Origin of the sequence: Pseudomonas sp. 7SR1 (genome assembly GCF_900156465.1) — a bacterium.
In the GTDB taxonomy this organism is placed as follows: Bacteria; Pseudomonadota; Gammaproteobacteria; order Pseudomonadales; family Pseudomonadaceae; genus Aquipseudomonas.
Genome location: NZ_LT707064.1, coordinates 1,862,747 through 1,889,514, shown reverse-complemented (window position 1 = coordinate 1,889,514; position 26,768 = coordinate 1,862,747). Strand labels below are relative to the sequence as shown.

Sequence of the window (26,768 nt, the reverse complement as noted above, 5' to 3'; positions counted from 1 at the left end):
CAAAAAAGGACGAAACAGAACGCACAGCAGGCTGGTGGTTATCGTCGGAACAGGCTTGGCGACACGCGCGCTCTCCTCATGAATACGGGCCCGGACAGGGGCAATTTAACCGGCCGCGGCAGGTGACAGGCAGTAATGCCCGATCAACTGTCGCAACACGTGTACGGTAGGTTGCAGGCGTGACATTTCAAGGTATTCGCCGGGTTGATGGGCACAGGCGATATCGCCGGGGCCCAGGACCAGGGTTTCGCAACCGAGGCGCTGAAGATAAGGCGCTTCGGTGCCGAACGCCACTGCTTCGGCACGATGGCCGGTGAGCCGTTCTGCCACCCGCACCAGTTCCGCATCCTCGGCCTGCTCGAAAGGGGGGACCTCGGGAAACAGCGGGGCGTAGTCGATCCTGACCTTGTGCCGTTCGGCGATGGGGTCGAGCTTCTGCCGGATAGCCGCCCTCAGGCTCTGTGGGTCCATGCCCGGCAAGGGTCGCAGGTCGAACTCCATGGAGCACTGGCCACAGATCCGGTTGGGGTTGTCGCCACCATGGATGCAGCCGAAATTCAGGGTCGGCTGTGGCACCGTGAATTGCGGGTTACGAAACTCTCGTTGCCATCGCAGGCGCAGGCCACGCAGTTCCCCCATGGCGTCGTGCATGGCTTCGAGGGCGCTGTGGCCCAGGCTCGGGTCGGAGGAATGGCCGCTGCGGCCAAGAATATCGATGCGCTCCATCATCACCCCTTTGTGCAGGCGAATCGGCTTGAGGCCGGTCGGCTCACCAATCACCGCTGCCCGCCCCAGTGGGCGACCGGCTTCGGCCAGGGCCCGGGCGCCGGCCATGGAGCTTTCTTCGTCGCATGTGGCGAGAATCAGCAACGGCTGCTTGAACGGCTGGTCCAGCAGCGGCTTGACCGCTTCGATCACCAGGGCGAAAAAGCCCTTCATGTCGCAACTGCCCAGCCCGACCCAACGGCCATCGACTTCGGTGAGCTTGAGCGGGTCGGTCTGCCACAACGCTTCGTCGAACGGTACCGTGTCGCTATGCCCGGCCAATACCAGCCCACCGGGGCCACTGCCGAAACTTGCCAGCAGGTTGAACTTGCCGGGGCTGACCTGCTGGATGTCGCAGCTGAAGCCCAGGTCGCCGAGCCAATCCGCCAGCAGTTCGATCACCGCAGCGTTGGACTGGTCCAGCCCGGGCTGGGTACAGCTGACCGAGGGGGCGGCGATCAGGGCAGCGAACTGATCTTTCATGGACGGCAAAGGCATCGCTGGCTCCGGGCATGCAAATTGACGTTCATCATAGAACCATCCGGCGCCAGGAAGAAACCGTCGCGGCACGTAGGACCAATGACTCCTGTACACTGCACGACCTTGGCAGCCATACCTTCCCGGCTGCGCACCCGATTCCTGGATTTTCCGGCCATGCAGAAAGAAACCGAAATCAAACTCCGCGTCAGCCGCGAGACCCTGGCAGCCCTGCGCGAGCATCCGCTGCTGAAAAAACGCAACAAGAGCGGCTGGGAACGCCGCGAACTGATGAATCAGTATTTCGACACCCCCGAGCGCGACCTGGCGCGAGCCAAGGTGGCCCTGCGCCTGCGTCGCGACGGCGAAGAGGTAATCCAGACCCTCAAGACCCGTGGCCAGAGCGTCGCCGGTCTGTCCGAGCGCAACGAGTACGATTGGCACCTGCCCAAGGCCAAGCTCGATCTGAAGAAACTCGATGGCGAATGCTGGCCCGAGGCCCTGGCCGAACTGGACAAGAAGACCCTCAAGGCCATCTTCACCACCGATTTCGTACGTGAACGCGCCGAAATCGCCTGGGGTCGCGGCAAAGGCAAGGTGGTCATCGAAGCCGCGCTGGACCTGGGCCATGTCGTGGTCGGCAAGCAGAAGGAGGAAATCTGCGAACTGGAGCTGGAACTGCGTGAAGGCGAACCCGCCGCGCTGCTGGAACTGGCCGCCGAACTGGCCGAAACCCTGCCCCTGATGCCGTGCGACATCAGCAAGGCCGAGCGCGGCTATCGCCTGCATGATGCGAACAGCTACGCCCTGAGCCTGCCGGCGCCACAACTGACCGCCGAAATGCCCCTGGACGACGCCTTCGCCGCGCTGGGCTGGCATTTGCTGGGCAGCAGCCAGCGTCTGGCCGAGCAGTACCGCTTCAATGGTCACTGGCGCCTGCTGCAGGACTGGGTGGAAAACCTCGCCGAACTGCGTGCCTTGCTCAGCAGCCTCGGCCAGGCCGCGCCACGCCAGTCGACCCATGACCTGCGCGTCGCCCTGGACGCCTTGCTCGAAGACTGGCGTCCGTTGGTCCAGGCAGGCCTGGACGACGAAGACGTGCGCAAGGCAGCGCCAGAGCAGTTCCTCGAGGAACTCCAGGATCCACGCTGGGGCCTGTTCTCCCTCAAGGCCTCGCGCTGGCTGCTGGCCCGCAGCTGGGCCGCCGAGCGCAACACCCGTGGCAACCGCCAGGGGGCGGCGCAACTGAGCAGTTGGCTGCCACGCCTGTTGGGTGAGGAATCGACGTCGCTGCAACTGCAACGCTACCAGCAGCAGCCGGAAGACCTGGCCGAGCAATTGCCGCGCATCGAGCGCATCCAGGTCTGGCTGCACCACGCCCGCCAGGTACTGGACATTCCGGAAATGGACCGTCTCTATGGCGAGTTGAACAAACTGGCGCAACTGGCCAACGAACCGATCACCGATCAAGCCCTCGATGCGCGCAAGCAGCAGGCCATCGCGGTCTACCAGAACCGGGCCTGGAAAACGCTGTTGCGGCTATAACCTGGGTAACTGCGGCGCCTTTCACATCGCCATCGCGAGCAAGCTCGCCTCCACGGCCGATCTTCGCCGATTTGCGTTCGCCGAAGATCCCTGTGGGAACCAACTTGCTCGCAACGGGGCCAGCCCATCCTCCAGGGAAATCAGCGCACCACCGGCAAACTCGTCGTGGACTTGATTTCCGAAAGCGCCACGATGGAGTTCACTTCCTGGATCCCCGGCACCAGCGACAGCTTTTCGAAAAAGAATCGCTCGTAAGCTTCTATGTCCGCCGTGACAATGCGCAGCAGGAAGTCCACCGAGCCCATCAGTACGTAGCACTCCAGCACCTCGGGGAAGCCGCGAATCGCCTCGGTGAACTCGGTAAAATTTGAACGACCGTGGGCGTTGAGCTTTATCTCGGCGAAGATCTGCGTATTCAGGCCGATTTTCTTGCGATCGAGCAATGTCACCTGCCCCCGAATGATCCCCTCTTCCTTCATCCGCTGAATCCGGCGCCAGCATGGCGACTGGGACAAGCCCACCTGCTCGGCGATCTGCGCACTGGACAGCGAAGCATCCTCCTGCAGCAGTGCCAGTATCCTGCGATCATAGGCATCCAGCTCGCTGTGCATAAATCCACCTTAAAATCCAATATCTGAGACTTGAGTCATTCGTTAAATGGCTGAAGTAACCCATCTTAGATAAGAAATACCCCGCCACGCATGTAATATTTCTCCCGCCTTTCTGGAGATAGAACATGCCTTCTTTCGACGCCGTCATCGCCGCGCCATCTCGTACCGACGCCTGGCACCACGCCAATACCCATTGCCGCGCGTGGTACCGGTTGCTGGCCGAAGCCGAGGCCGATGTGTTGTGTCGCGCCCTGAACCTGTTCGCACTGCAAGGCCTGACACCGCAACAGGTCCATGTCGAACGCGAGGATGATCTGCTGAGCATGGAGGTCTTGATGGATGGACTGAGCTGGCACCGTGCCCAGGTCATCGCGGAAAAATTGCGCAACCTGATCAGCGTGTGCTCGGTGGACCTGCAAAACATCGACGAAACATGGGTCGAACCGGTCCAGGCCAGCGGCTGAAGAACGCCGGAGCAGGAAATTGAAACGCATTGGTCGAATAGTGGCCCAACGGTGCATGGGGTCGGGACTATCCTTTTGCAGACCGGGAAGGCGCCGAAGCGTCTACATCGCGGCTTTGCTGAATTTGTCCAATAGGAAACCCGCATGTCCACCAAACACGCCACTCAGGACCGCTGGCTGGACCTCAACGATCTGCTGCGCCAACTGGTCGCCCAGGGCTTCATCAGCCAGGACTCGGCCGAGACCGCGCTCAACGCCCGGCGGCGCCACGGTGCCAATGCCCAGTTGCATCCGCTGGAGTTCATCGCCAACCAGCACCTGGACGACCTGAGCCGCCCAGGCAAGCGACTCGACCTGGAAAGCCTGACCCTGTGGCTGTCCCAGCAGGCCGGCCAACCCTACCTGCGCATCGACCCGCTGAAGATCAACGTCGCGGCCGTCACGCCCCTGATGTCCTACGCCTTCGCCCAGCGCCACAAGATCCTGGCGGTGGCGGTCGATCGCGACGCGGTCACCGTCGCCAGCGCCCAGCCGTACGTCAGGAGCTGGGAATCGGACCTGACCCACGTCCTCAAGCTGCCGATCAAGCGAGTGGTGGCCAACCCCGTGGATATCCAGCGCCTGAGCGTGGAGTTCTACCGCCTCGCCAAATCGGTCAGCGGTGCCAGCACGACCGACCAGCAACCGAGCAACCTGAGCAACTTCGAGCAACTGCTCAACCTTGGCGCCAGCGACCAGGAGCCGGACGCCAACGACGCGCACATCGTCAATATCGTCGACTGGCTGTTCCAGTACGCCTTCCAGCAACGTGCCAGCGATATCCACATCGAACCACGTCGCGAACAGGGGACGGTGCGGTTTCGCATCGACGGGGTGCTGCACACCGTCTACCAGTTCCCGCCGCAGGTGACGATGGCGATCATCAGTCGCCTCAAGAACCTGGGGCGAATGAACGTCGCGGAAAAGCGCAAGCCCCAGGACGGCCGGGTCAAGACCAAGACCCCGGACGGCGGCGAGGTGGAATTGCGCCTGTCGACACTGCCCACGGCCTTCGGCGAAAAGATGGTCATGCGGATCTTCGACCCGGAAGTGCTGCTCAAGGACTTCGACCAGCTCGGCTTTTCCGCCGATGACCTGCGGCGCTGGCAGGACATGACCCGCCAGCCCAACGGCATCGTCCTGGTGACCGGCCCCACCGGGTCCGGCAAGACCACTACCCTCTACACCACCCTCAAGAAGCTGGCGACACCGGAGGTGAATCTCTGCACCATCGAGGATCCGATCGAAATGGTCGAGGCCTCCTTCAACCAGATGCAGGTGCAGCACAACATCGACCTGAGCTTCGCCGCCGGAGTCCGGGCGCTGATGCGCCAGGACCCGGACATCATCATGATCGGCGAGATCCGCGACCTGGAAACCGCCGAGATGGCGATCCAGGCCGCGCTCACCGGACACCTCGTGCTCTCGACGTTGCACACCAACGACGCCCCCAGCGCCATCAGCCGCCTGCTGGAACTCGGCGTGCCCCATTACCTCATCAAGGCCACGGTACTGGGGGTCATGGCCCAGCGCCTGGTGCGCACGTTGTGTCCCCATTGCAAGGCCCCCCTGGCCCTGGACGAGGACGACTGGCAAACCCTGACGCGCCCCTGGCAAGCCCCGCTGCCCAGCAACGCCCAGCAGGCCGTCGGCTGCCTGGAGTGTCGCGACACCGGCTATCGCGGGCGCGCCGGGGTGTATGAAATTCTTCAATTGAGCGACAGCATCAAGGGGCTCATCCACGCCGACACCGACCTGCTGGCGGTGCGTCGCCAGGCCTTCAAGGAAGGCATGCGCAGCTTGCGACTGTCCGGCGCCCAGAAGGTCGCCGCCGGGCTGACGACCGTGGAGGAAGTGCTCCGGGTGACGCCGCAAAGCGAACAGAAATGAGTTCGGCGACACCTGACCAGGCAGTCACGGAACTGAATCGAGGCGCAGGTAATCCAAAGTCATAGTTAACCCTGTGGAGTCACCTATCATGCGTCTCAAACTTGCTGTCGCGACCCTGGCCTTGCTGTCTCTTCCTGTTGGCTCGGCGATGGCCGACACGTTTTGGCGTAACGTCATTTCATCCGGTGCGACCACCGGTTCCACCTACCTGACGTTCAAGGACAACAAGCTGATCGTCGCCGCCCAGGACGACGCCGGCAGCTTCGTCGCCAGTGACGGCAACATCCGCGGCCCATACCTGGAAGCGGCCATGCAGAAAGTCCGTGCCGACAACCCTGGCCTGCAGGCCAGCGACATGGAACTGGCCAACGCGATCCTGGCGAAAAACGCCATCGCCCAGGACTGATTCAACGCCAAAAAAAAGCCGCTCGATCAAGCGGCTTTTTTTTGGCTGAGAAAAGTCGACGTCAACATCGACCATCCTGTGGGCGCGGTTATTCGCCGATAGCGGCTTTGTAACCCGCTGCATCCAGCAATTTGCCCAGGTCGGCATCTGCATCGGAAGGCTTGATCTTGAAGATCCACGATTCGTAGGGCGTATTGTTCAGCGCTTCCGGCTCGTCACCCAGGGCTTCGTTGACTGCAACGACTTCACCCGACACGGGCGAATAGATGTCCGAAGCTGCCTTCACCGATTCCACCACCCCTGCCGCATCACCGGCCGCCAATTCTTTGCCAAGCTCCGGCAGCTCGATGAACACGACATCACCCAGTGCCTCCTGAGCGTGATCGGAAATACCCACGGTGACGCTACCGTCAGCCTCCAGGCGCGCCCACTCGTGACTTTCGGCAAAACGCAGTTCGGCAGGGATGTCGCTCATATTCTGTGTCCTCTAGAGAAGTGTCAGCGGCCAATGGCCAGCAAAAGGTTAGATCAGGGTTTTGCCATGGCGGACGAAGGTCGGCTTGACCACCCGTACCGGGTACCACTTACCGCGAATTTCCACCTCGGCACGGTCGGCGGTGGCCATCGGAACGCGTGCCAGGGCGATCGACTTGCTAAGCGTAGGAGAAAAACTACCACTGGTGATCTCCCCTTCGCCAACATCGGCGATGCGAACCACCTGATGGGCACGCAGGACGCCGCGTTCCTCCAGCACCAGGCCGACCAGTTTATGCTGCACGCCTGCGGCCAGCTCGGCTTCCAGCGCCGCGCGCCCGATGAACTGACGGCTCGCCGGCTCCCAGGCAATGCTCCAGGCCATGTTCGAGGCCAGTGGGGAAATGTCCTGGTGAATGTCCTGACCGTAGAGGTTCATGCCGGCCTCCAGGCGCAGGGTGTCCCGGGCGCCGAGGCCTATGGGAGAAATACCGGCGCCCACCAGGTCGTTGAAGAAACTTGGCGCTTCGTGTGCAGGCAGGACAATTTCCAGGCCATCCTCACCGGTGTAGCCGGTGCGGGCGATGAACCAGTCACCGTCGGCGCGCCCTTCGAAAGGCTTTAGCTGCTGGATCAACTGGCCACGTGATTGAGTGACCAGCTCGGCAATCTTGTGCCGGGCCTGGGGCCCCTGGATCGCCAGCATCGCCAGCTCGGGACGTTCGCGCAATTGCACGTCATATCCGCCGAGCTGCGCCTGCATCCAGGCCAGGTCCTGGTCGCGGGTCGAGGCATTGAAGACCAGACGGTAACTGTCCTCGATCCGATAGATGATCATGTCGTCGACGATGCCGCCGCGTTCGTTGAGCATGGCGCTGTAGAGGGCACGCCCCGTTTGCTGCAAGCGGTCCACGTCGTTGGCGAGCAGGCGTTGCAGCCAGGCCTTGGCCTGGGGACCGTCGACATCGATCACGGTCATGTGGGATACGTCGAACACCCCGCAGTCGCGACGCACCTGATGGTGCTCCTCGACTTGCGAACCGTAATGCAAGGGCATATCCCAACCGCCAAAATCGACCATCTTCGCGCCAAGGGCGAGATGAAGGTCATACAGAGGCGTACGCTGTCCCATGGGTTTCTCCTTCCGGGCTTGGCGAAGATGCGGACGGGCACTGCACAGCGCGAACGCCGAAGAGTATTTTCAGCCGCTCTCAGTTACCCGGTCTGACAGACAGACCGCACCGAATGCCGCGCATTGTAGCCGCATGACAGTAGACTGGCACCTGCGACCGCTAGGCTCTGTTTGAAAAGTCTTGAGACTAAGGTCAGGCAGGGCGAAAACCGGCGAGGAACGGCCGGGGTCGCGCTCGACTTTACTGGAGTAAATGAGCATTGCGATCGGACTCGCGCACGAGCCGGCGTTTTCAACGCAGCATGAACGAGTATCAAGGCTTTTCAGACAGGGCCTAGCGTGCCGAACGACGTATCAATCCGATGACCGGCAACAGCCCCACCAGCACCAGGGTCAACGCCGGCAAAGCGGCCCGCGCCCACTCCCCCTCGCTGGTCATCTCGAAGATCCGCACCGCCAGCGTGTCCCAGCCGAACGGGCGCATCAGCAGGGTCGCGGGCATTTCCTTGAGGACATCCACGAACACCAGCAACGCCGCACTCAAGGTGCCGGGCAGCAGCAAGGGCAGATACACTTTGAAAAACAGTCTTGGGCCACTGACCCCAAGACTGCGTGCAGCTTCGGGCAGTGAAGGACGGATTCGTCCCAGGCTGCTTTCCAGCGGGCCGTATGCCACCGCCAGGAAGCGCACCAGGTACGCCAGCAACAGGGCCGACAGGCTGCCCAGCAACAACGGCTGGCCCGCACCGCCAAGCAGGGTCGACAACGGTATGACCAGCTCCCGATCCAGGTAGCTGAACGCAAGCATGATCGACACTGCCAGTACCGAACCCGGCAAGGCGTACCCCAGGTTCGCCAGGCCCACGCCGGCCCGGATCGTACGGGTTGGCGCCAGGCGGCGGGCGAAAGCCAGCAGCAGCGCCACACACACGGTGACCAGTGCCGCCAGGCTACCCAGGTAAAGTGTGTGGAGGATCAACCCGGCATAGCGCTCATCCAGGTCGAAGCGCCCCCGCTGCCAGAACCACACCACCAGTTGCAGTACTGGAATGATGAAAGCACAGGCGAACACCAGCAGGCACCAGCCACTGGCCGCCACGGCCTTGACTCCCCGCAGGTGGTACAGAGCCTTGACCCTGGGCCGCTCGTTGCTGGCCCGCTGGGCACCCCGGGCGCGACGTTCGCCGTAAAGCACCAGCATCACCGCCAGCAACAGCAGGCTGGCCAATTGCGCCGCACTGGAGAGGCTGAAGAAGCCGTACCAGGTCTTGTAGATGGCGGTGGTGAACGTGTCGAAGTTGAACACCGACACCGCGCCGAAATCCGCCAGTGTCTCCATCAACGCCAGTGCCACGCCGGCTCCGATGGCTGGCCGGGCCATCGGCAGCGCCACTCTCCAGAAGGCCTGCCAGGGCGATTGGCCCAGCACCCGGGCCGCCTCCATCAAGCCCTTGCCCTGGGCCAGGAACGCGCTTCGCGCCAGCAGATACACATAGGGATAGAACACCAGCACCAGCACCAGGATCACCCCACCGGTGGAGCGCACCCGAGGCAGGCGCAGGCCACTGCCGAACCCTTCGCGCAGCAAGGTCTGCACCGGGCCGGCAAAATCCAGCAGGCCGACGAAAACAAAGGCCAACACATAGGCAGGGATCGCGAATGGCAACATCAACGCCCAGTCGAGCCAACGTCGGCCGGGAAATTCGCAGAGGCTGGTGAGCCAGGCAAGGCTGACCCCCAGCAAGGTGACACCCACCCCCACACCGATGATCAACGTCAACGTGTTGCCCAGCAGACGTGGCATCTGGGTGTCCCAGAGATGGGACCAGATCTGCCAGTCAATGCTCTGCCAGGAAAGCAGCAGGACACTCAGGGGCAGCAGGACCAACGCGGCGATGACGAAGACCAGGGGGTACCAGCGGCGTTGGACAGGGTGGGTCAAGGGGGATTCTCGTTCAAATGACTGTGCCCACGTTTTGCGTGGGCACTTATTCTATGACGCAGCCATTCAGCCGCACAGGACATGTGGTGATGAAGGGGCGCCTTCGGTTGGCTTTCCAGGCATGCGTCGCGATGAGCCTCTCCAAGCGGCGCTCGTATCCGGATCGCTTCGCCCCGCAGGAATCGACTCCCTCGTCACAGAGCCTGGCCGGCGATCAGTTCCAGCCAGCGCGGTCCATCATGCGAATGGCTTCGGCCTGGCGCTTGCCCGCCACTTCCACCGGCAGGGTGTCTGCCTTGAACGGGCCCCAGGCAGCCACTTCCTTGGACGGCTGCACCTTCGGGTTGGCCGGGAATTCCTGGTTGATGTCGGCAAAGATGCTCTGGGCTTCGGGCGTGGTCATCCACTCCACCAGCTTCTTCGCCGCCTCCGGATGCGGCGCGTACTTGGTCAGGCCGATACCCGAGAGGTTGATGTGCACCCCACGGTCTGCCTGGTTGGGCCAGAACAGTTTCACCTTCAAGTCCGGTTTCTGCTGGTGCAGGCGACCGAAGTAGTAGGTGTTGACGATGCCGACATCGCACTGGCCGGCATTGATGGCCTCCAGCAACGCGGTATCGTCGGAGAACACATCCGTGGACAGGTTGCGGACCCAGCCCTTGAGGATCTGCTCGGTTTTTTCAGCACCGTGGGTTTCGATCAGGGTGGCGGTCAGGGACTGGTTGTAGACCTTCTTCGAGGTGCGCAGGCACAGGCGGCCTTCCCACTCATCGCCTGCCAGGGCTTCATACGTAGTCAGCTCGCCGGGTTTGACCCGCTCGGTGGAATAGGCAATGGTCCGCGCCCGCAGGCTCAAGCCTGTCCAGGCATGGGAAGACGCGCGGTACTGGGGCGGGATGTTGGCATCGATCACCGGGGAGGTGAACGGCTGGAGGATGCCCATCTGCTCGGCCTGCCAGAGGTTGCCGGCATCGACGGTCAGCAGCAGGTCGGCAGTGGCGTTTTCGCCTTCGGCCTTGATGCGTTGCATCAACGGCGCTTCCTTGTCGGTGATGAACTTCACCGGGACGCCGGTCTTCTTAGTGTACGCATCGAAGACCGGCTTGATCAGTTCATCGATACGCGAGGAGTAGACCACCACCTCATCGGCGGCCTGGACGGCCGTGGTGCCGAGCAGGGTCAGGGCGAGGGCGGACAGCAGGCGCTTGGATGCCAACATGGTAGCGGTCTCTCGATTATGAACGAGCGCAAATGATAAGGACTCACATTTGGCGTCACAATCGAACCTTGGGCCAAGACGTTTCCAAATGTTGCACGTCGGGGCAACAGCGTTCAGGCCTTGGCCAGGTCCGGCAAGTCCCCGGTCAATCCCAGCGCCTCGCGTACGAACAACGCCTTGGCCTCGGGCAACCGGTCCACCAGCCGCAGCCCGGTGTTGCGCAACCAGCGCACCGGCAACGGATCGGCCTGGAACAACCGTTCGAAACCTTCCATCGCCGCCATCAACGCCAGGTTATGGGGCATGCGCCGACGTTCGTAGCGACTCAGCACCTTGACGTCCGCCAGCCGCTCGCCCCGCCCGCTCGCCTGGAGCAACACTTCGGCCAGCACCGCCGCATCGAGGAACCCCAGGTTGACCCCTTGGCCCGCCAGGGGGTGAATGGTGTGGGCCGCATCGCCGATCAGCGCCAGGCCTTCGGCCACGTAGCGCTTGGCGTGCCGTTGACGCAACGGTACGCACAGGCGTGGGTCGGCCTCGATGACCTGGCCGAGCTGGCCTTCGAAGGCCCGCTCCAGCTCGCCGCAGAAAGTGCCGTCATCGAGGGCCATCAAACGCTGCGCTTCGCCGGGCGTGGTGGACCAGACGATCGAGCACCAGTCGTGTCGACCATCGCGCTCCAGGGGCAGGAACGCCAATGGCCCGTTATCGGTGAACCGCTGCCATGCCGTCATCCGATGCGGCCGGGCGCTGCGCACGCTGGTGACGATGGCGTGATGCAGGTAATCCCACTCGCGCGTGGCTACCCCCGTCAGCCGGCGCACCGCGGAGTTCGCGCCGTCGGCGGCGATCACCAGGGGGGCCCGCAGGGTACGGCCATCGGCCAGGGTCAGCAGCCATTCGTCACCGGAGCGGCGCATCTGCTCCAGCCGTGCGTTGGCCAGCAAGCCCAGGTCGCAGTCGTGCAGCCGGTCCAGCAACGCATCCTGCACCACACGGTTTTCCACGATGTGCCCCAGTACGTCGGCATGCAGGCTGGCAGCCGAGAAATGGATCTGTCCGGTACCGCTACCGTCCCAGACGTGCATATCGGTATACGGGCTGGCACGCCGTGCGGCGATCCCCCCCCAGACGCCCAGACGCTCCAGGATCCGCTGGCTGGCCGCCGACAAGGCACTGACCCGGGGTTCGAACGGGGCCTGGGAGTCGAAGGGTTTGACACTCATCGGGCTGCCATCGACCAGCAACACTTGCAGGCCACTGCCTTGCAAGGCCAGCGCCAGGGCGCTGCCGACCATACCGGCGCCGACAATCAGCAGATCTGCACGCAATTCCATGCTTCAAGCCTGTGCTGCGGGCGACATCAGCCGCCCTTGGAAAGATTGATCGGACCTGGTGCCCATGGCATCGCTCATACATCGCTCCAGACATCGGGCCGCGTTCCCAGGCCCATGGCCTGGCGGGCGAACCAGCGCTTGGCCCCAGGCAAGAGGTCGAGGCCCAGCAGGCCCAGGTTACGCCCCAGGGAAACCAGCGGCAGGCTGCTGCTGAACAGGCGAGTCACCTGGTCGGAGAACCCGACCGTCAGGTTCTGATCCAGTCGCTGGCGTTCGCGATAGGCTTGCAACACGGCGAAGTCCCCTGGCGGGGTGTCACTGTCGAGCAAGGCGTCCGCCAAGGCCTGGGCATCGCGCAAGGACAGGTTGAACCCCTGCCCGGCGATCGGATGCAGGCTATGGGCAGCATTGCCCAGGATCGCCAGGTGCGGGCGCACCTGCTCTTCGGCCTCCACCAGCGCCAACGGATACAGATGGCGCGCGCCTACCTGCTTGAGGATGCCCAGTCGATACCCGAACACGCCCTGCAGTTCCTCCAGGAAACTGCGCTCGTCGAGGGCCGCCAGACGTTGCGCGTCCATACCCTGGCGGGTCCAGACCAGTGCGCAGCGGTTCTCCGGCAACGGCAGCAGGGCCATCGGCCCCTCGTCGGTGAAACGTTCGAAGGCCATGCCGTTATGGGCTTCGCCAGGGGTGATATTGGCAATCAACGCGCTCTGGTCATAAGGACGGTGCCGCACGCCTACGCCCAACTGCTCCCGCAGATTGGAACGGCCGCCGTCTGCCAGCACCGCCAGGTCGCATTCCAGGGTGGTTTCATCATCCAGGGTCAGGCGGTAGCCGCCTGCCAGGGGCTCCATCCGAATGACCTGCGCCGGGCACCGCCAGCTCACTACGTCCCTGTCCAGGCCCTGCCACAGGCACTGGCCGAGCCAGGCGTTTTCCACCACGTAGCCCAGGGCGGGCACCCCCTCTTCCATGGCCGACAGCCGCGCCGTGGAAAATCGCCCGCGATCGGACACGTGGATTTGCTTGATGGGTTCGGCGCGACGGGAAACCTCCTGCCAGAGACCGAGGCGCTGGTAGATCTGCCGGGAACCGAACGACAGCGCCGAGGAGCGGGCATCGTAGCTCGGCTGCCAGGCGTCGCCGGGGGCGAAAGGCTCGATCAGGGTGATCGTCCAGCCCCGGGCCTTGGCACCGGCCTGCAGGGCCAGGGCCAGGCTCGCGCCGACCAGGCCTCCGCCGATGATTGCCAGATTGACCCGGCTCATGCCGCTTGCGTCCGCGCGGCGGCCATCAGGGCCTCGATTTCGGCTACTGTCTTCGGTACATCCCTGGTCAGGATTTCACAGCCGTTCTTGGTCACTACCACGTCGTCCTCGATGCGCACGCCAATGCCGCGCCATTTTTTCGCTACGCTGCGGTTGCCGGGCGCGATGTAGATGCCCGGCTCCACGGTCAATGTCATGCCGACTTCCAGCACCCGCCACTCGCCACCGACCCGGTATTCACCCACGTCGTGCACGTCCATGCCCAGCCAATGGCCGGCACGGTGCATATAGAACGTGCGATAGGCTTCGCTGGCGATCAACTCGTCCACGTCCCCCTCCAGCAACCCCAGGCGCACCAGCCCTTCGGTAATGACCCGCACGGTCGCTTCATGGGCCTGGTTCCAGTGCTTGTCTGGCGCGATCTCGGCGAACGCGGCTTCCTGGGCGGCCAGCACCAGCTCGTAGATCGCCTTCTGCTCGGGCGAGAACCGGCCGTTGACCGGCCACGTCCGCGTGATGTCACTGGCGTAGCAGTCGATTTCACAACCGGCGTCGATCAACACCAGGTCGCCATCCTTGAGCAGCGCATCGTTCTGCTGGTAGTGCAGGATGCAACCATTGCGACCCGCCGCGACGATCGAGCCATAGGCCGTCATCTTCGCCCCGCCCTTGCGGAACTCATAATCCAGTTCGGCTTCCAGGCTGTATTCGTACAGTCCCGGACGCGCTGCCTGCATCGCCCGCACATGCGCACGGGCGGAAATCCGGGCTGCCTCGCGCATGACCTTCACTTCCGCCGCCGATTTATACAGGCGCATGTCATGCAGCAGATGATCCAGGGCAACGAATTCGTTCGGCGGCTGGGCGCCGAGGTTGGCCTTGGAGCGAATCACGTTGATCCACTCCATCAGGTGCCGGTCGAATTCGGGATTGCTGCCCATGGCCGAATAGACCCGGTCGCGGCCTTCTATCAGCCCCGGCAGGATGTCGTCGATGTCGGTGATGGGAAACGCGTCGTCGGCGCCGTAGTCACGGATCGCGCCCTCCTGGCCGGCTCGCAGGCCATCCCACAACTCACGCTCGGCGTTGCGCTCGCGGCAGAACAGGATGTATTCGCCATGGACCCGGCCCGGCATCAGCACGATCACCGCCTGAGGCTCGGGGAACCCGCTGAGGTACTGGAAATCGCTGTCCTGGCGATAGACATGCTCGACGTCGCGATTGCGGATCGCCACGGCGGCCGCGGGCAGGATGGCGATGCTGTTGGGTTCCATCTGCGCCATCAGGGCCTTGCGGCGACGGCTGTATTCCGATTTCGGGATATGGATCATGGGCAGACGGCTTTCCCTTTCCAGCAATCAGTGCAAGGACGGCTTGGCGGCCGGCTCGGCGGTTTTCCGGGTCTCGGTGAACAGCAACAGGGGCGCGACCCGCAGGTATTCCATCACTTCCATGTAATCGCTTTCGCCGTCATCGGACTCTTCCAGGGCATCCTGGACTTGGGAAATCGCCGCCAGGTCCTGCAGCACTTCGTTCGCCTCGGCGCTCAGCGCATAGGCGCGGCGAGTCAGGCCGAAGCCGGCAAGGAAACCCTGGCACCACTGGCCCAGCGCGGCAGCGCGTTCGGCCAGCGGCGCATCGTCGGTGGGCAGCAGCAGGACGACAGTCATGTCATCGCTGGTCAACTCACCCTTGACCATCTCCTGCAGGCCGATGAGAGCATTGCGGACGTTGTCCGCCGGCTCGCCTTCCAGCAGCTCGGCGGCGTCGGCCAGCCAACCCTCGGCGTCGAAGCCGGCACCGGCGCAGCTGCGGCCGAGCAACAGGCCATGCAGTTCGGCAGGCGATACGGGGTGGCCGCTGGTGCTCAGCAGGGTGGCGAAAGCTTGATACGGGGAATTCTGAATGGGCATGGGCAGCTAGGCGCCAGACGGCGCTATGTCTAGAATGGAGGCCTTGTATCCTACATCGACAGACTCGCCAAGACCATTAAAGGCTGTGCGACCCACATCCCCCATCAGACAGTGGATCACAATGGAAGACACCGACCTGCAAGCGCTGATGGCCAGACTCGAGCTGCTAATTGACCGGGTCGAGCAACTTAAGCGTCAAAACGGACTCCTATTAGCTCAGGAAAAGACCTGGCGCGAGGAACGCGCGCACCTCATTGAAAAAAACGAAATCGCCCGGCGTAAGGTCGAATCGATGATTTCGCGCCTCAAGGCCCTGGAGCAAGACTCATGAGTTCAAGCAATAGCGTTACCGTGCAGATCCTCGACAAAGAGTATTCGATCATCTGCCCCCAGGAAGAGCGCAACAACCTGGTGAGCGCCGCCCGCTACCTGGACGGCAAGATGCGCGAGATCCGCAGCAGCGGCAAAGTCATCGGTGCCGACCGCATCGCCGTGATGGCCGCCTTGAACATCACCCACGACCTCTTGCATCGCCAGGATACGCCCGAGGTACAGATCAGCGGCTCGACCCGCGAACAGGTCCGCGACCTGCTCGAACGGGTGGATCTGGTACTGGCCACCGATCCGGACGTCAGCAAGGGCTGATTCGCGAGACAGCCTGAGGTATACTCGCCTCACTCCCTGGGGTGCTTGCCAGTTGGTGATGTCCCTGAGCCGATACGCACAACCACGGGGGTTGCACGTTGGGGCCGGTGTGCATGTCCGCTTGACGGAAAGCCTTAACGCCTCCTGCAACTTCCACCTTGAACTCTCGGGTTCAAGGGCTAAGCCGACAGCGGTTCATCCGGGGAGCCTGAATCTTCAGACAATGCCAGTCATCAAGACTGGCATTGTTGTGTCTGGCATCGGCATTTCTGGTGGCATCGTTTACGGTTACGCTGTGCGTCCATGAACCATTCCAAGCACCGACCATGACCGAACCCGCGCTACTGCCTCGTCCACAACTGCGACGCCTGCTGCGTCAGGCCCGCCGCGCCCTGACACCGGCCCAGCAACGCGAAGCCGCCCGCGGCCTCTATCGGCAACTGGCCCAGCACCCCTTGTTTCGCCGTGCCAGGCATATCGCCCTGTACCTGCCCAACGACGGCGAGATCGACCCGCGCCTGCTGCTGCGCGCCGCCCAGCGTCGAGGCAAGGCCACCTACCTGCCGGTGCTCAGCCCGTGGCCTCGCACCAAGATGGTTTTTCAACGCATCCGCCCCGGCGAGAAACTGCGCCCCAACCGTTTTCGCATCCTTGAACCCCATGTCAGCATCGCCCGGCAACGCAAGGTCTGGGCATTGGATCTGGTGCTGTTGCCACTGGTGGGATTCGACGATGTGGGAGGCCGGCTGGGCATGGGGGGTGGATTCTACGACCGCAGCCTGGCCTATCTGGCGCGGCGCAAGCAATGGCGAAAGCCGACGTTGCTGGGCCTGGCTCATGAATGTCAGAAGGTCGAAAGGCTGGCGCAGGCGAGTTGGGACGTACCGCTGCAAGGAACGGTCAGTGACAGGCGCTGGTATATCGCGCAATAGACGCCGCATTGGACAGCGGCGTCCGAAAGGCAGGTTCAGCGTTTAAGCGACGGCGCGGGCTGGGTGATATCCATCGGCGCTTCGGTCTTGCTGGCCCAAAGACTCTGGGCGTAACCCGTGGTCACGACACCCAGGCCGAACAGAATGACCAGAATCCACAACAAATCCGGTTTGCGTTTCATCGATTGCCCCCCTCAAGGCATATCACACACGATGACAGCAGCGGTTTTCTTATTGGCCGTGCAGCAGCGTCAAGCTTGGAAGGCCGGCATTTTGCGGCAACCTGAACCGACACGCAAACACTGGCGTCAACCGACTGTCGGTTTGTCATAAAATCGTAGAACTTTTTTCAAACCCTGTCTCCAGGAGTAGAAACCATGGCCCATTGGCTGATGAAATCCGAGCCCGACGAACTGTCCATCCGAGGCCTGGAGCAGCTCGGCCAGGCACGCTGGGATGGCGTGCGCAATTACCAGGCACGCAACTTCCTGCGGGCCATGGCCCAGGGCGACACCTTTTTCTTTTACCACTCCAGCTGCCCCGAACCCGGAATCGCCGGTATCGGAAAAATCGTCAAGGCCGCCTATCCCGACCCTACGGCCCTGGAACCCGATAGCCCTTACTTCGACCCGAAGGCCGGTCCGGACAAGAACCCCTGGAGCGCGCTGGACGTGGGCCATGTCGAGACATTCCCCCGCGTTCTGAAGCTGGACTTGCTCAAGCAGCAGAGCGCCCTGGCCGAGATGCCACTGGTGCACAAAGGCTCGCGCCTGTCGGTCATGCCGGTGACGCCCGAGCAGTGGGCAGCGATCATAGCGCTGCGCTGACAGGTCATGAGTTGATGGATATCAAGCTCGACCCAGGATTGTGCAGCTAGACTGCAGCGCTACAGCCGCAGGATGCCGGACATGTCGACGCCCCCTCACCTCTCTCGCTTTTTTGTCGTCGCCCTGATGGCAGTGTTGCTGGCCGCCGGTGGATTCGGCTATTGGAAATCCCGGCAGGATCGCCTGCCGGAGGGTCTGAGCATGGGCAACGGTCGCCTCGAGGCCACCGAAGTCCAGATCGCCAGCAAAACCCCGGGCCGGCTGGCGCAAGTCCATGTCGATGAAGGCGACCATGTGGTCAAGGGCCAGTTGCTGGCGCGCATGGACACCCGGACCCTCGAGGCCCAGCGCAACCAGGCCGAGGCCGAAGTGACGCGGGCCCGGGAGAACCTGGCGGCCACCGAGGCCAACGTGCAACTGCGACACAGCGAGCAACTGCTCGCCCACCAGGAGCTCAAGCGAACCCAGGAACTGTTCAAGCGCGGCTACGCCAGCGAACAGACCATCGACCAGCAGCAAGCCCGCTTCGATACCGCCAACGCCGCCGTCAACGCGGCCCGGGCCCAGGTATCGGCGGCCGTCGCCGCCATCGGTGCGAGCCTGGCCCAGGTCGCCCAACTGACCAGCGAAATAGACGACAGCAGCCTGCGCGCGCCCATCGACGGCGTGATCCAGCTGCGCCTGGCCGAACCCGGCGAAGTGTTGGGCGCAGGCGGACGGGTGCTACTGATGATCGATCCGAACGACCAGTACATGAACCTTTATCTGCCGGCGTCGGTGGCCGGTAAGCTGACCGTGGGGGACGAGGCGCGGCTGTTGCTCGACGCCCTGCCCGAGCGACCGCTGCCGGCGACGGTCAGCTTCGTGGCGGCCAAATCCCAGTTCACTCCCAAGGAAGTCGAAACCCGCGACGAACGCCAGAAACTGGTATTTCGGGTCAAGATACGCCTGACCCGGCCCGGCGAAGTTCCCCAGGCCAAGCCCGGCATGCCCGGCGCCGGCTACGTGCGCACGGCCCCCGTCGATTGGCCGGCCAACCTGCAATGAACGCCAGCGGCGGCGAGCTGGCACTGCACGCCTCAGGCCTCGAGCACCGCTACGGCCCGCATGTCGCCCTGAGCGACATCGCCTTCAGCCTGCCCGCCGGCACCCGTTGCGGCCTGATCGGCCCGGACGGGGCAGGCAAGTCGAGCCTGCTGGGGCTGATTGCCGGCGTGAAGAAGCTCCAGCAGGGTCGGTTGGAGGTACTGGGCGCCTCGATCGAGGAGCGGCGCCATCGCAACACCCTCTATCGTCGCATCGCCTTCATGCCTCAAGGGCTGGGAGGCAATCTTTACCCGGACTTGTCGATACGCGAGAACGTCCGGTTCTTCGGCACGCTGTTCGGGTTATCCCGGGGCGAGTGCGAACAGCGCATGGGCAAACTGCTGCTGGCGACCGATCTGCAGGGCTTTGCCGACCGCCCGGCGGGCAAGCTGTCCGGCGGCATGAAACAGAAACTGGGCCTGTGTTGCGCCCTGATCCACGAACCGGACCTGCTGATTCTCGACGAACCCACCACTGGCGTGGATCCGCTGTCCCGGCGCCGCTTCTGGGAACTGGTAGAGGATGTACGCCGACAACGGCCGCAACTGACCCTGCTGGTCGCCACGGCCTATATGGAAGAGGCCGAGCAGTTCGAGCACTGCCTGATGCTCGACAACGGTCGCTTGCTGGCCGAGGGATTGAGCAAGGAATTGGCGGCGGTCACTCCCACCGGCAAGCTCGACTCGGCGTTTACCCATTTCCAGGGCGACAGCAGCCGCGACACCGAGCCGTTGGCGATTCCGCCCAGGAACAGCGACACCGCCGACATCGCCATCGAGGCCCACGACCTGACCTTGCGCTTCGGCGACTTCACGGCAGTCGACAAGGTCAGCTTCGCGATTGGACGCGGGGAGATCTTCGGCTTCCTGGGCTCCAACGGTTGCGGCAAGACCACCACCATGAAAGTGCTGACCGGGCTCATGCCCGCCAGCGAAGGCAGCGCCCGGCTGCTGGGCAACCCGGTCGATGCCAGGGACCTCGCCACCCGCAAACGGGTAGGTTTCATGTCTCAGAGCTTTTCACTGTATGGCGAATTGAGCGTGCGCCAGAATCTGGCCCTGCACGCCAGGATGTTCGACCTGCCCAAGGCCGAAAGTGGCAGCCGCATCGAAGAACTGATCGAGCGCTTCAAGCTGCGGGACCACGCCGACCAGCCTTCCGGCGCCCTGCCCCTGGGCCTGCGCCAACGCTTGTCACTGGCGGTGGCGGTGCTGCACCGTCCGGAAGTCCTGATCCTGGACGAACCGACATCAGGCGTCGACCCGGCGGCGCGGGACGACTTCTGGCGATTGCTGATCGAGCTGTCTCGCGAACAAGGCGTGACGATTTTCCTCTCCACGCACTTCATGAACGAAGCCCAGCGTTGCGACCGCATTTCGCTGATGCACGCCGGCAAGGTGCTGGCTTGCGATACGCCGCAAGCCCTGCAGGCACAATTCAACGGCCAGACCCTGGAGGCCGCGTTCGTCACTTGTCTGGAGCAGGCCCAGGGTCAGACCCAGTCAGGCACTCCCCCGGTAACCCTCGACAGCAGCGAGGCCCCGCGAGACCGGCATGGCCTGAGCCTCGGTCGGCTGCTGGCCGTCGCCAGCCGGGAGGGCAAGGAACTGCTGCGGGACAAGGTCCGCATGGCATTCGCCTTGCTCGGGGCGCTGTTCATGATGGTGATCTTCGGCTACGGCATTTCCCTGGATGTGGAAAACCTCGCATTCGCCGTGTTCGACCAGGATCAGAGCCCGCAGAGCCGCGCTTACCTGGAAGCTTTTCGCAGCTCACGCTACTTCAAGGAGCAACCGGCCATCCGGGACGCCGATGAGCTGCATCGACGCCTGCAACGCTCGGAAATCAAGCTGGCCCTGGAGATCCCGCCCGGCTTCGGACGTGACCTGTATGCCGGCCGGCAGCCCACCGTCGGCGCCTGGCTGGACGGAGGCATGCCGTTTCGCGCCGAAACCAGCCGTAACTACGTCCAGGCCGTGCATCAAGCCAATCTCGAGCAGTTGGCCGAACAGAGCAGCCCGGCGCTGAACCCACAGGCCGGGGCGAAGCTGCAGACCCGGTTTCGCTACAACCAGGACGTGGTCAGCGTGAATGCCATTGGCCCAGGGGTCATGGCGCTGATCCTGGCCTTCATCCCGGCCATGTTGACAGCGCTGGGCATCGTCCGGGAAAAGGAGCTCGGTTCGATTACCAACTTCTACGCCACACCACTGACCCGCCTGGAGTTCCTCCTGGGCAAACAGGCGCCCTATCTGGTTGTCAGCCTGATCAACCTGGCCTTGCTGACGGCGATGAATCGCTGGTTGTTCGGCGTGCCGTTCAAGGGCAGTGGCCTGGCACTGGCATTGGGCGGCCTGCTCTACGTGCTGGCGACTACCAGCATGGGGATGCTGATCTCGGCATTCACCCGCACCCAGATCGCGGCGATCCTCGGCACCATGATCATCACCAGCCTGCCGACCATCCAGTTCTCCGGGCTGATCGTGCCGCGCTCGTCCCTGGAAGGCTCCGCGGCGCTGATGGGCCAGTTATTTCCCGCCGGCTACTTCCTGGACATTGCTGTCGGTACCTTCACCAAGGCCCTGGACCTGCGCCAGCTGTGGCCGCAATGCCTGGCCTTGTGCGGCTTCTTCCTGGGATTCACCGGGCTGAGCCTGCTCATGCTGAAGAAGCAGGAGGCCTGATGCATACGCTTTCACACATCTGGCGCCTCGGACTCAAGGAATTGACCAGCCTGAGATATGACTCGGTCCTGCTGCTGTTCCTGGTCTACGCCTTCACCGTGGCCATCTACATGCCGGCCGCAGGTTCAGTCATCGGCGTTCACAACGCCAGCGTGGCGGTGGTGGATGAGGACCAGAGCCACCTCTCCCGCCAACTGGCCCAGGCGCTGCAGCCACCAGAGTTCCAGACACCGGTGGCGCTACCCTATGGGGAGCTGGACAAGGTCATGGACAGTGGCCGCTACACGTTTGTCATCGACGTGCCCGCCAATTTCCAGACCGACCTGCTGGCCGGCCGCGAGCCGGCGCTGCAACTGAACGTCGATGCCACGGCCATGAGCCAGGCCTTCATGGGGGCCGGCTACATCGGGCGGATTTTCCAGCAGGAATTGATGAGCTACAGCGGCCAGGCGCAAGCGGCTGAGCGAACGCCCGTGAAGCTGGCCACCCGGTCACTGTTCAACCCCAACCTGGAAGGCGGCTGGTTCCTGGCCGTGATCCAGATCGTCAATAACATCACGATCCTGGCCATCATCCTGACGGGCACTGCGCTGCTGCGCGAACGCGAGCACGGAACCCTCGATCACCTGCTGGTGCTGCCATTGACGGCGCTGGAGATCATGCTGGCGAAAATCTGCAGCAATATGCTGGTGGTGGTCCTGTGTACCTGGATCTCACTGGAAGTCGTCGTCAAGTTCGCACTGGGGGTGCCCCTCGCCGGCTCCCTGCCACTCTTCCTGGCAGTGACTGCCCTCTACCTGTTCGCCAGCACCGCGCTGGGTATTTTTCTGGCTACCCTGGCTCGCTCCACGCCACAGTTCGGGCTGCTGTCGATTCCCGTCATTATCCCGATGCTGCTGCTATCCGGCGGCAGTACGCCGCTGGACAGCATGCCGCAATGGCTGCAGTGGGTGATGCAGGGCTCGCCATCCACCCATTTCGTCAGCCTGGGGGCGGCGATCCTGTTCCGTGACGCTGGCGTCGATGTGGTGTGGCCGGACCTGCTGGCGCTGGCGGCCATCGGGCTGCTGTTCTTCGCGATCGCGCTGGGGCGGTTCCGCAAGAGCCTGGCCTCTTGATGCGGCCTTGAGCCACGCGCGCGATTCTCGGCGCGTGCCTCGAGGCTGCGATGCAGCGACCTACTGGATGATCAGGTTGTTGAAGAGCAGGTCATCCACCATCGGCTTGCCTGTCTCGTCGTTCATGACCTGCTGGGTCTGCTTCAACGCTTCCTGACGCAACTTTTCCTTGGCTTCAAGGTTGTTCATCGTCTCGCTGGTCTGCTGGGCGAACAGCGCAACCAGCTGGTTACGGATCAGCGGCTCGTTGGCCTTCACCGCCGCCGCCGCGGCATCGCCCGTGACGCGCAGGGCCACGTCGGCCTTGTAGACCTTGAGCTTCGCCGTACCGTCCAGGCCATAGTTGCCCACGAAAGGCGGGCTAAGGGTGATGTAACTGACCTTCGGCGCCTCGCCTTCCTTGGCCTCCTTGGCCTCTTCGGCCGTCGCCATCACAGGCAGCGACAGGGCCAGCATCAACATGATCCACGCTTTCACATTTGACTCCTCATCCGGTTTGCGGCCCAGCATACCGCCCCGCCGCTCAAGCACAAGCTTATGGCCGGCTATCAGGGCAGGGCATGCTCGTTGACCCATTGACTCTCACACCTACACTTATCGGCCAACACTCCCAAAGGAATAGCCCTGATGAAAGCCGTGCTGTGCAAAGAATTCGGCCCCGCCGAATCGCTGGTGCTGGAAGAAGTCGCCAGCCCTGTCGCGAAAAAGAACGAAGTGTTGCTGGATGTGCATGCCGCCGGGGTGAATTTCCCTGACACGCTGATCATCGAGGGCAAGTATCAGTTCAAGCCTCCCTTCCCTTTCTCCCCCGGCGGCGAAGCGGCGGGAGTCATCCGTGAAGTGGGCGAAAAGGTCAGCCACTTGAAAGTCGGCGACCGGGTCATGGCGCTGACCGGCTGGGGCAGCTTTGCCGAACAGGTCGCGGTGCCGGGCTATAACGTCCTGCCCATTCCATCGTCCATGGACTTCAACACCGCCGCGGCATTCAGCATGACCTACGGCACCTCGATGCATGCCCTCAAGCAGCGAGCCAACCTGCAACCCGGCGAAACCCTGCTGGTGCTGGGCGCCTCCGGCGGCGTCGGCCTGGCCGCGGTGGAGATCGGCAAGGCCATGGGCGCCCGGGTGATTGCCGCCGCCAGCAGCGCGGAAAAACTCGCCGTGGCCAAGGCCGCGGGTGCCGACGAATTGATCGACTACAGCGAAACGAGCCTGAAGGATGAAATCAAGCGCCTCACCGACGGCCAGGGCGCCGATGTGATCTACGACCCGGTGGGTGGGGACCTGTTCGACCAGGCCATTCGCGCCATCGCCTGGAATGGCCGGCTGCTGGTGGTGGGGTTCGCCAGCGGTCGCATCCCCGAGTTGCCGGTGAACCTGGCGTTGCTCAAGGGCGCCGCCGTGGTAGGGGTGTTCTGGGGCTCCTTCGCCCAGCGCCAGCCCCAGGACAACGCCGCCAACTTCCAGCAGCTGTTCGGCTGGTTCGCCGAAGGCAAGCTCAAGCCGCTGGTTTCCCAGGTGTACCCCCTGAGCCAGGCCGCCCAGGCCATCAATGACCTGGGCCAGCGAAAGGCCGTTGGCAAGGTGGTCGTGCAAGTGCGTTGAATGCACCAGGGCGGTCCTGGCCGGATTTGCGCAGGCCGCCCTGGACGAGCTTTTTCCCCTCCCCCCTTCCTCAAGCAGCTTTGCGGCGTGATATCGAATCACGCCTAAACGGTCTGCGCCGACATCTCCTACAACGCCATCTGTTTATATCTGAGCGACATGTTCATTTAAGAACATTCGTTGCGGGAAGTTTTTGCTATTTAAGCGATGAGAAGCAATGCTATTTTCGGTAACGAAACTGTAACATTCGCATCCGCAGTCATAACAAGAATCTGGAGCCCTTGAATGTTTGCTTTCTTTCGTCCCGCCACTCATCAGGCACCTCTGCCTGAAGAAAAAATAGACAGCACCTACCGACGCCTTCGCTGGCAGATCTTCGCTGGCATCTTCATTGGCTACGCCGGCTACTACCTGCTGCGCAAGAACTTTTCCCTGGCCATGCCGTACCTGATCGACGAAGGCTATACCCGCGGTCAGCTGGGCGTGGCCATGTCGGCCATCGCCATTGCCTATGGATTGTCCAAGTTCCTCATGGGCCTGGTGTCCGACCGTTCCAACCCACGCTACTTCCTGCCATTCGGCCTGCTGGTCTCTGCGGGGGTGATGTTTATTTTCGGTTTCGCACCTTGGGCGACGTCCAGCGTGACCATGATGTTCATCCTGCTGTTCATCAACGGCTGGGCCCAGGGCATGGGGTGGCCGCCCAGTGGCCGGACCATGGTGCACTGGTGGTCCCAGAAGGAACGCGGTGGCGTGGTGTCGGTGTGGAACGTTGCGCATAACGTCGGCGGCGGCCTGATCGGTCCACTGTTCCTGCTGGGAATGGGCTGGTTCAATGACTGGCACGCTGCGTTCTATGTCCCGGCGGCCGTGGCGCTGATGGTTGCGCTGTTCGCCTTCGCGACCATGCGCGACACCCCGCAATCGGTGGGCCTGCCGCCCATCGAGAAATACAAGGACGATTACCCGGAAGGTTACGACGCCAGCCACGAGAACGAATTCAGCACCAAGGAAATCTTCGTCAAGTACGTGCTGCGCAACAAGATGCTGTGGTACATCGCCTTGGCCAACGTGTTCGTCTACCTGCTGCGCTACGGTGTGCTGGACTGGGCGCCCACCTACCTCAAGGAAGCCAAGGGTTTCACGGTGGACAAGAGCTCCTGGGCGTATTTCTTCTACGAGTGGGCAGGTATTCCGGGCACGCTGCTGTGCGGCTGGATGTCGGACAAGATCTTCCGTGGCAACCGTGGCCTGACAGGCATGGTGTTCATGGCGCTGGTGACCGTGGCGACGCTGGTGTACTGGCTGAACCCGGCGGGCAACCCGACCGTCGACATGATCGCCCTGGTATCCATTGGCTTCCTGATCTATGGCCCGGTCATGCTGATCGGCCTGCAGGCGCTGGAGCTGGCACCGAAGAAAGCCGCTGGCACCGCTGCCGGCTTCACCGGTCTGTTTGGCTACTTGGGCGGCTCGGTCGCGGCCAGTGCCGCCATGGGCTATACCGTGGACCATTTCGGCTGGAACGGCGGTTTTGTCCTGCTGGTGGGCGCCTGCCTGCTGGCAATGGCCTTCCTCGCGCCCACCCTGGGGCACAAGCAAGTCGCCAGTCAGAGCCGAGAAGTGACGGCCTGATCGCGCACTGACCCGCAGCGCTTGAGCCGCGCCTCCAGATTCCGGTCTGGCATGGCGTGGCTACGCAGGGCCTGGATGGTCTGCTCGACGTAATCGCGGGTCGTGCCATAACGCCCACACGCACTTTCGAACACCTGGTTCAGCACATGGTCCGGCACGTTGCCGGCATAGCTGGGCAGGTGTCGCTCCAGTACGAATCCCAGCGCCTGCACCCGGTTGCCATTTTCGAGGCGGCAACTGAGCCAGTGGGGCCGATACGACGGGAAGGGCATCTCGCGCTGCCATAAGGCAAACAGCGAGTCCTCGAGGTTCTCTTGCGGCAACCGATAAGCGAAACCGCTGCACGAACCGCCGCGGTCCAGCCCGAACACCAGCCCCGGCAACTCCGGCGTGCCACGGTGTTCATGGGACCATAGATACAGGCCGCGATGATAACCATGGACTCGCCCGCGCACCCGCTCCACCGCTGTGCACTCCGGCCGCCAGATCAACGAACCGTAGGCGAACAACCAGACCGGGCCACCTTGGTGCAGGCGCATGGTCGATTGCATCGAAGCGAGCAATTGCTCGCCAGTCAGCTGTGGCCCCAGGTCGAGCCGCGGTGGGTACGGGACACAGGGGATGGCGGATTCGATAGCGGTCATGGCCGGTAGCGGTTGGCTCCTCGCGGGTTGGAAGTGGACCGTCGCGCGTCAGGGGGCTGACGTCTGAGCGAAGCGACGCAAATTGAATGCCATGAATGATGGGG

26 protein-coding genes and 1 other RNA gene are annotated in these 26,768 nt (G+C 63.0%); 14 read left to right on the top strand and 13 right to left on the bottom strand.

Annotated elements, in window-relative coordinates; all coding sequences use genetic code 11:
* Positions 1–105: 105 nt before the first annotated feature.
* Complete coding sequence (argE, locus tag BW992_RS08530) at positions 106–1,263, bottom strand: acetylornithine deacetylase (RefSeq protein ID WP_072390410.1); 1,158 nt, start codon at positions 1,261–1,263, stop codon at positions 106–108.
* Between the two features lie 156 nt (positions 1,264–1,419).
* Here argE and BW992_RS08525 point away from each other — a divergent pair, with 156 nt between their 5' ends.
* Positions 1,420–2,787, top strand: coding sequence for a CYTH domain-containing protein (locus BW992_RS08525; protein ID WP_072390413.1), 1,368 nt, complete (start codon positions 1,420–1,422; stop codon positions 2,785–2,787).
* 140 nt (positions 2,788–2,927) lie between these two features.
* Here the strand turns inward: BW992_RS08525 and BW992_RS08520 are convergent, their stop codons facing one another.
* On the bottom strand, positions 2,928–3,398 hold the full coding sequence (locus BW992_RS08520) for an Lrp/AsnC family transcriptional regulator (protein ID WP_072390416.1): 471 nt from the start codon (positions 3,396–3,398) through the stop codon (positions 2,928–2,930).
* A gap of 125 nt (positions 3,399–3,523) precedes the next feature.
* Between BW992_RS08520 and BW992_RS08515 the strand changes: the two genes are divergently transcribed.
* The 3 genes from BW992_RS08515 (at position 3,524) to BW992_RS08505 (ending at position 6,197) form a co-directional block, all read left to right on the top strand.
* Positions 3,524–3,862, top strand: coding sequence for a hypothetical protein (locus tag BW992_RS08515; RefSeq protein ID WP_072390419.1), 339 nt, complete (start codon positions 3,524–3,526; stop codon positions 3,860–3,862).
* Between the two features lie 144 nt (positions 3,863–4,006).
* Positions 4,007–5,791 (top strand): GspE/PulE family protein, encoded by a 1,785-nt coding sequence (locus tag BW992_RS08510; protein WP_072390422.1) that lies wholly within the window; start codon positions 4,007–4,009, stop codon positions 5,789–5,791.
* An 85-nt stretch (positions 5,792–5,876) separates the two neighbouring features.
* Positions 5,877–6,197, top strand: coding sequence for a DUF2388 domain-containing protein (locus BW992_RS08505; RefSeq protein ID WP_172834654.1), 321 nt, complete (start codon positions 5,877–5,879; stop codon positions 6,195–6,197).
* An 88-nt stretch (positions 6,198–6,285) separates the two neighbouring features.
* Here the strand turns inward: BW992_RS08505 and gcvH are convergent, their stop codons facing one another.
* From gcvH to BW992_RS08465, 8 genes are all read right to left on the bottom strand, one after another.
* Positions 6,286–6,672, bottom strand: coding sequence for a glycine cleavage system protein GcvH (gene gcvH, locus BW992_RS08500; RefSeq protein WP_072390428.1), 387 nt, complete (start codon positions 6,670–6,672; stop codon positions 6,286–6,288).
* A 48-nt stretch (positions 6,673–6,720) separates the two neighbouring features.
* The gene (gcvT, locus tag BW992_RS08495) at positions 6,721–7,803 is read right to left on the bottom strand and encodes a glycine cleavage system aminomethyltransferase GcvT (RefSeq protein ID WP_072390433.1); all 1,083 of its coding nucleotides are present in this window, start codon (positions 7,801–7,803) and stop codon (positions 6,721–6,723) included.
* A 334-nt stretch (positions 7,804–8,137) separates the two neighbouring features.
* A complete protein-coding gene (locus tag BW992_RS08490; RefSeq protein ID WP_072430922.1) occupies positions 8,138–9,745 on the bottom strand; it encodes an ABC transporter permease in 1,608 nt (535 codons plus the stop codon).
* A gap of 214 nt (positions 9,746–9,959) precedes the next feature.
* On the bottom strand, positions 9,960–10,964 hold the full coding sequence (locus BW992_RS08485; RefSeq protein WP_072390439.1) for an extracellular solute-binding protein: 1,005 nt from the start codon (positions 10,962–10,964) through the stop codon (positions 9,960–9,962).
* A 113-nt stretch (positions 10,965–11,077) separates the two neighbouring features.
* The gene (locus BW992_RS08480; protein ID WP_172834653.1) at positions 11,078–12,295 is read right to left on the bottom strand and encodes a 2-octaprenyl-3-methyl-6-methoxy-1,4-benzoquinol hydroxylase; all 1,218 of its coding nucleotides are present in this window, start codon (positions 12,293–12,295) and stop codon (positions 11,078–11,080) included.
* Between the two features lie 80 nt (positions 12,296–12,375).
* Positions 12,376–13,575 carry a 2-octaprenyl-6-methoxyphenyl hydroxylase gene (ubiH, locus tag BW992_RS08475; protein WP_072390445.1) on the bottom strand — a complete coding sequence of 400 codons (1,200 nt, stop codon included), beginning with the start codon at positions 13,573–13,575 and terminating at the stop codon, positions 12,376–12,378.
* Positions 13,572–14,906 carry a Xaa-Pro aminopeptidase gene (pepP, locus tag BW992_RS08470; RefSeq protein ID WP_072390448.1) on the bottom strand — a complete coding sequence of 445 codons (1,335 nt, stop codon included), beginning with the start codon at positions 14,904–14,906 and terminating at the stop codon, positions 13,572–13,574. Before pepP ends, ubiH begins: the two co-directional genes overlap by 4 nt.
* Before the next feature lie 27 nt (positions 14,907–14,933).
* Positions 14,934–15,488 carry a YecA/YgfB family protein gene (locus BW992_RS08465; protein ID WP_072390451.1) on the bottom strand — a complete coding sequence of 185 codons (555 nt, stop codon included), beginning with the start codon at positions 15,486–15,488 and terminating at the stop codon, positions 14,934–14,936.
* A gap of 121 nt (positions 15,489–15,609) precedes the next feature.
* On the opposite strand from BW992_RS08465, the gene BW992_RS08460 reads away from it, so the two are divergent.
* The 4 genes from BW992_RS08460 (at position 15,610) to BW992_RS08445 (ending at position 17,065) form a co-directional block, all read left to right on the top strand.
* Positions 15,610–15,819, top strand: coding sequence for a TIGR02449 family protein (locus BW992_RS08460; protein WP_017845111.1), 210 nt, complete (start codon positions 15,610–15,612; stop codon positions 15,817–15,819).
* Entirely contained in the window at positions 15,816–16,133 is a 318-nt protein-coding gene (locus tag BW992_RS08455) for a cell division protein ZapA (protein WP_072390454.1), read from the top strand. The genes BW992_RS08460 and BW992_RS08455 overlap by 4 nt, the downstream gene beginning before the upstream one ends.
* Positions 16,134–16,163: 30 nt before the next feature.
* A non-coding RNA gene (gene ssrS, locus BW992_RS08450) (6S RNA) lies at positions 16,164–16,343 on the top strand.
* A 116-nt stretch (positions 16,344–16,459) separates the two neighbouring features.
* A complete protein-coding gene (locus BW992_RS08445) occupies positions 16,460–17,065 on the top strand; it encodes a 5-formyltetrahydrofolate cyclo-ligase (RefSeq protein WP_072390457.1) in 606 nt (201 codons plus the stop codon).
* A gap of 35 nt (positions 17,066–17,100) precedes the next feature.
* Here the strand turns inward: BW992_RS08445 and BW992_RS27060 are convergent, their stop codons facing one another.
* Positions 17,101–17,247: a hypothetical protein gene (locus BW992_RS27060; protein ID WP_092179885.1), complete on the bottom strand. Its 147-nt coding sequence runs from the start codon at positions 17,245–17,247 to the stop codon at positions 17,101–17,103.
* 195 nt (positions 17,248–17,442) lie between these two features.
* Between BW992_RS27060 and BW992_RS08440 the strand changes: the two genes are divergently transcribed.
* From BW992_RS08440 to BW992_RS08425, 4 genes are all read left to right on the top strand, one after another.
* Positions 17,443–17,892 (top strand): EVE domain-containing protein, encoded by a 450-nt coding sequence (locus tag BW992_RS08440; RefSeq protein ID WP_072390460.1) that lies wholly within the window; start codon positions 17,443–17,445, stop codon positions 17,890–17,892.
* Positions 17,893–17,973: 81 nt separating this feature from the next.
* Positions 17,974–18,939, top strand: a complete 966-nt coding sequence (locus BW992_RS08435; protein ID WP_072458549.1) for an HlyD family secretion protein — start codon at positions 17,974–17,976, stop codon at positions 18,937–18,939.
* Complete coding sequence (rbbA, locus tag BW992_RS08430; protein ID WP_076406004.1) at positions 18,936–21,662, top strand: ribosome-associated ATPase/putative transporter RbbA; 2,727 nt, start codon at positions 18,936–18,938, stop codon at positions 21,660–21,662. The genes BW992_RS08435 and rbbA overlap by 4 nt, the downstream gene beginning before the upstream one ends.
* Positions 21,662–22,780: an ABC transporter permease gene (locus tag BW992_RS08425; protein ID WP_072390469.1), complete on the top strand. Its 1,119-nt coding sequence runs from the start codon at positions 21,662–21,664 to the stop codon at positions 22,778–22,780. The genes rbbA and BW992_RS08425 overlap by 1 nt, the downstream gene beginning before the upstream one ends.
* Before the next feature lie 60 nt (positions 22,781–22,840).
* Here the strand turns inward: BW992_RS08425 and BW992_RS08420 are convergent, their stop codons facing one another.
* Positions 22,841–23,257 carry a flagellar basal body-associated protein FliL gene (locus BW992_RS08420; RefSeq protein ID WP_072390879.1) on the bottom strand — a complete coding sequence of 139 codons (417 nt, stop codon included), beginning with the start codon at positions 23,255–23,257 and terminating at the stop codon, positions 22,841–22,843.
* Positions 23,258–23,407: 150 nt separating this feature from the next.
* On the opposite strand from BW992_RS08420, the gene BW992_RS08415 reads away from it, so the two are divergent.
* Both BW992_RS08415 and glpT read left to right on the top strand, forming a co-directional pair.
* Complete coding sequence (locus BW992_RS08415) at positions 23,408–24,385, top strand: NADPH:quinone oxidoreductase family protein (RefSeq protein WP_076406002.1); 978 nt, start codon at positions 23,408–23,410, stop codon at positions 24,383–24,385.
* A 285-nt stretch (positions 24,386–24,670) separates the two neighbouring features.
* Positions 24,671–26,020 (top strand): glycerol-3-phosphate transporter, encoded by a 1,350-nt coding sequence (gene glpT, locus BW992_RS08410; protein WP_072390475.1) that lies wholly within the window; start codon positions 24,671–24,673, stop codon positions 26,018–26,020.
* Here the strand turns inward: glpT and BW992_RS08405 are convergent.
* Positions 25,996–26,664: a gamma-glutamylcyclotransferase gene (locus BW992_RS08405; protein WP_072430928.1), complete on the bottom strand. Its 669-nt coding sequence runs from the start codon at positions 26,662–26,664 to the stop codon at positions 25,996–25,998. The two genes, glpT and BW992_RS08405, sit on opposite strands and share 25 nt — an antisense overlap.
* Positions 26,665–26,768 lie beyond the last annotated feature (104 nt).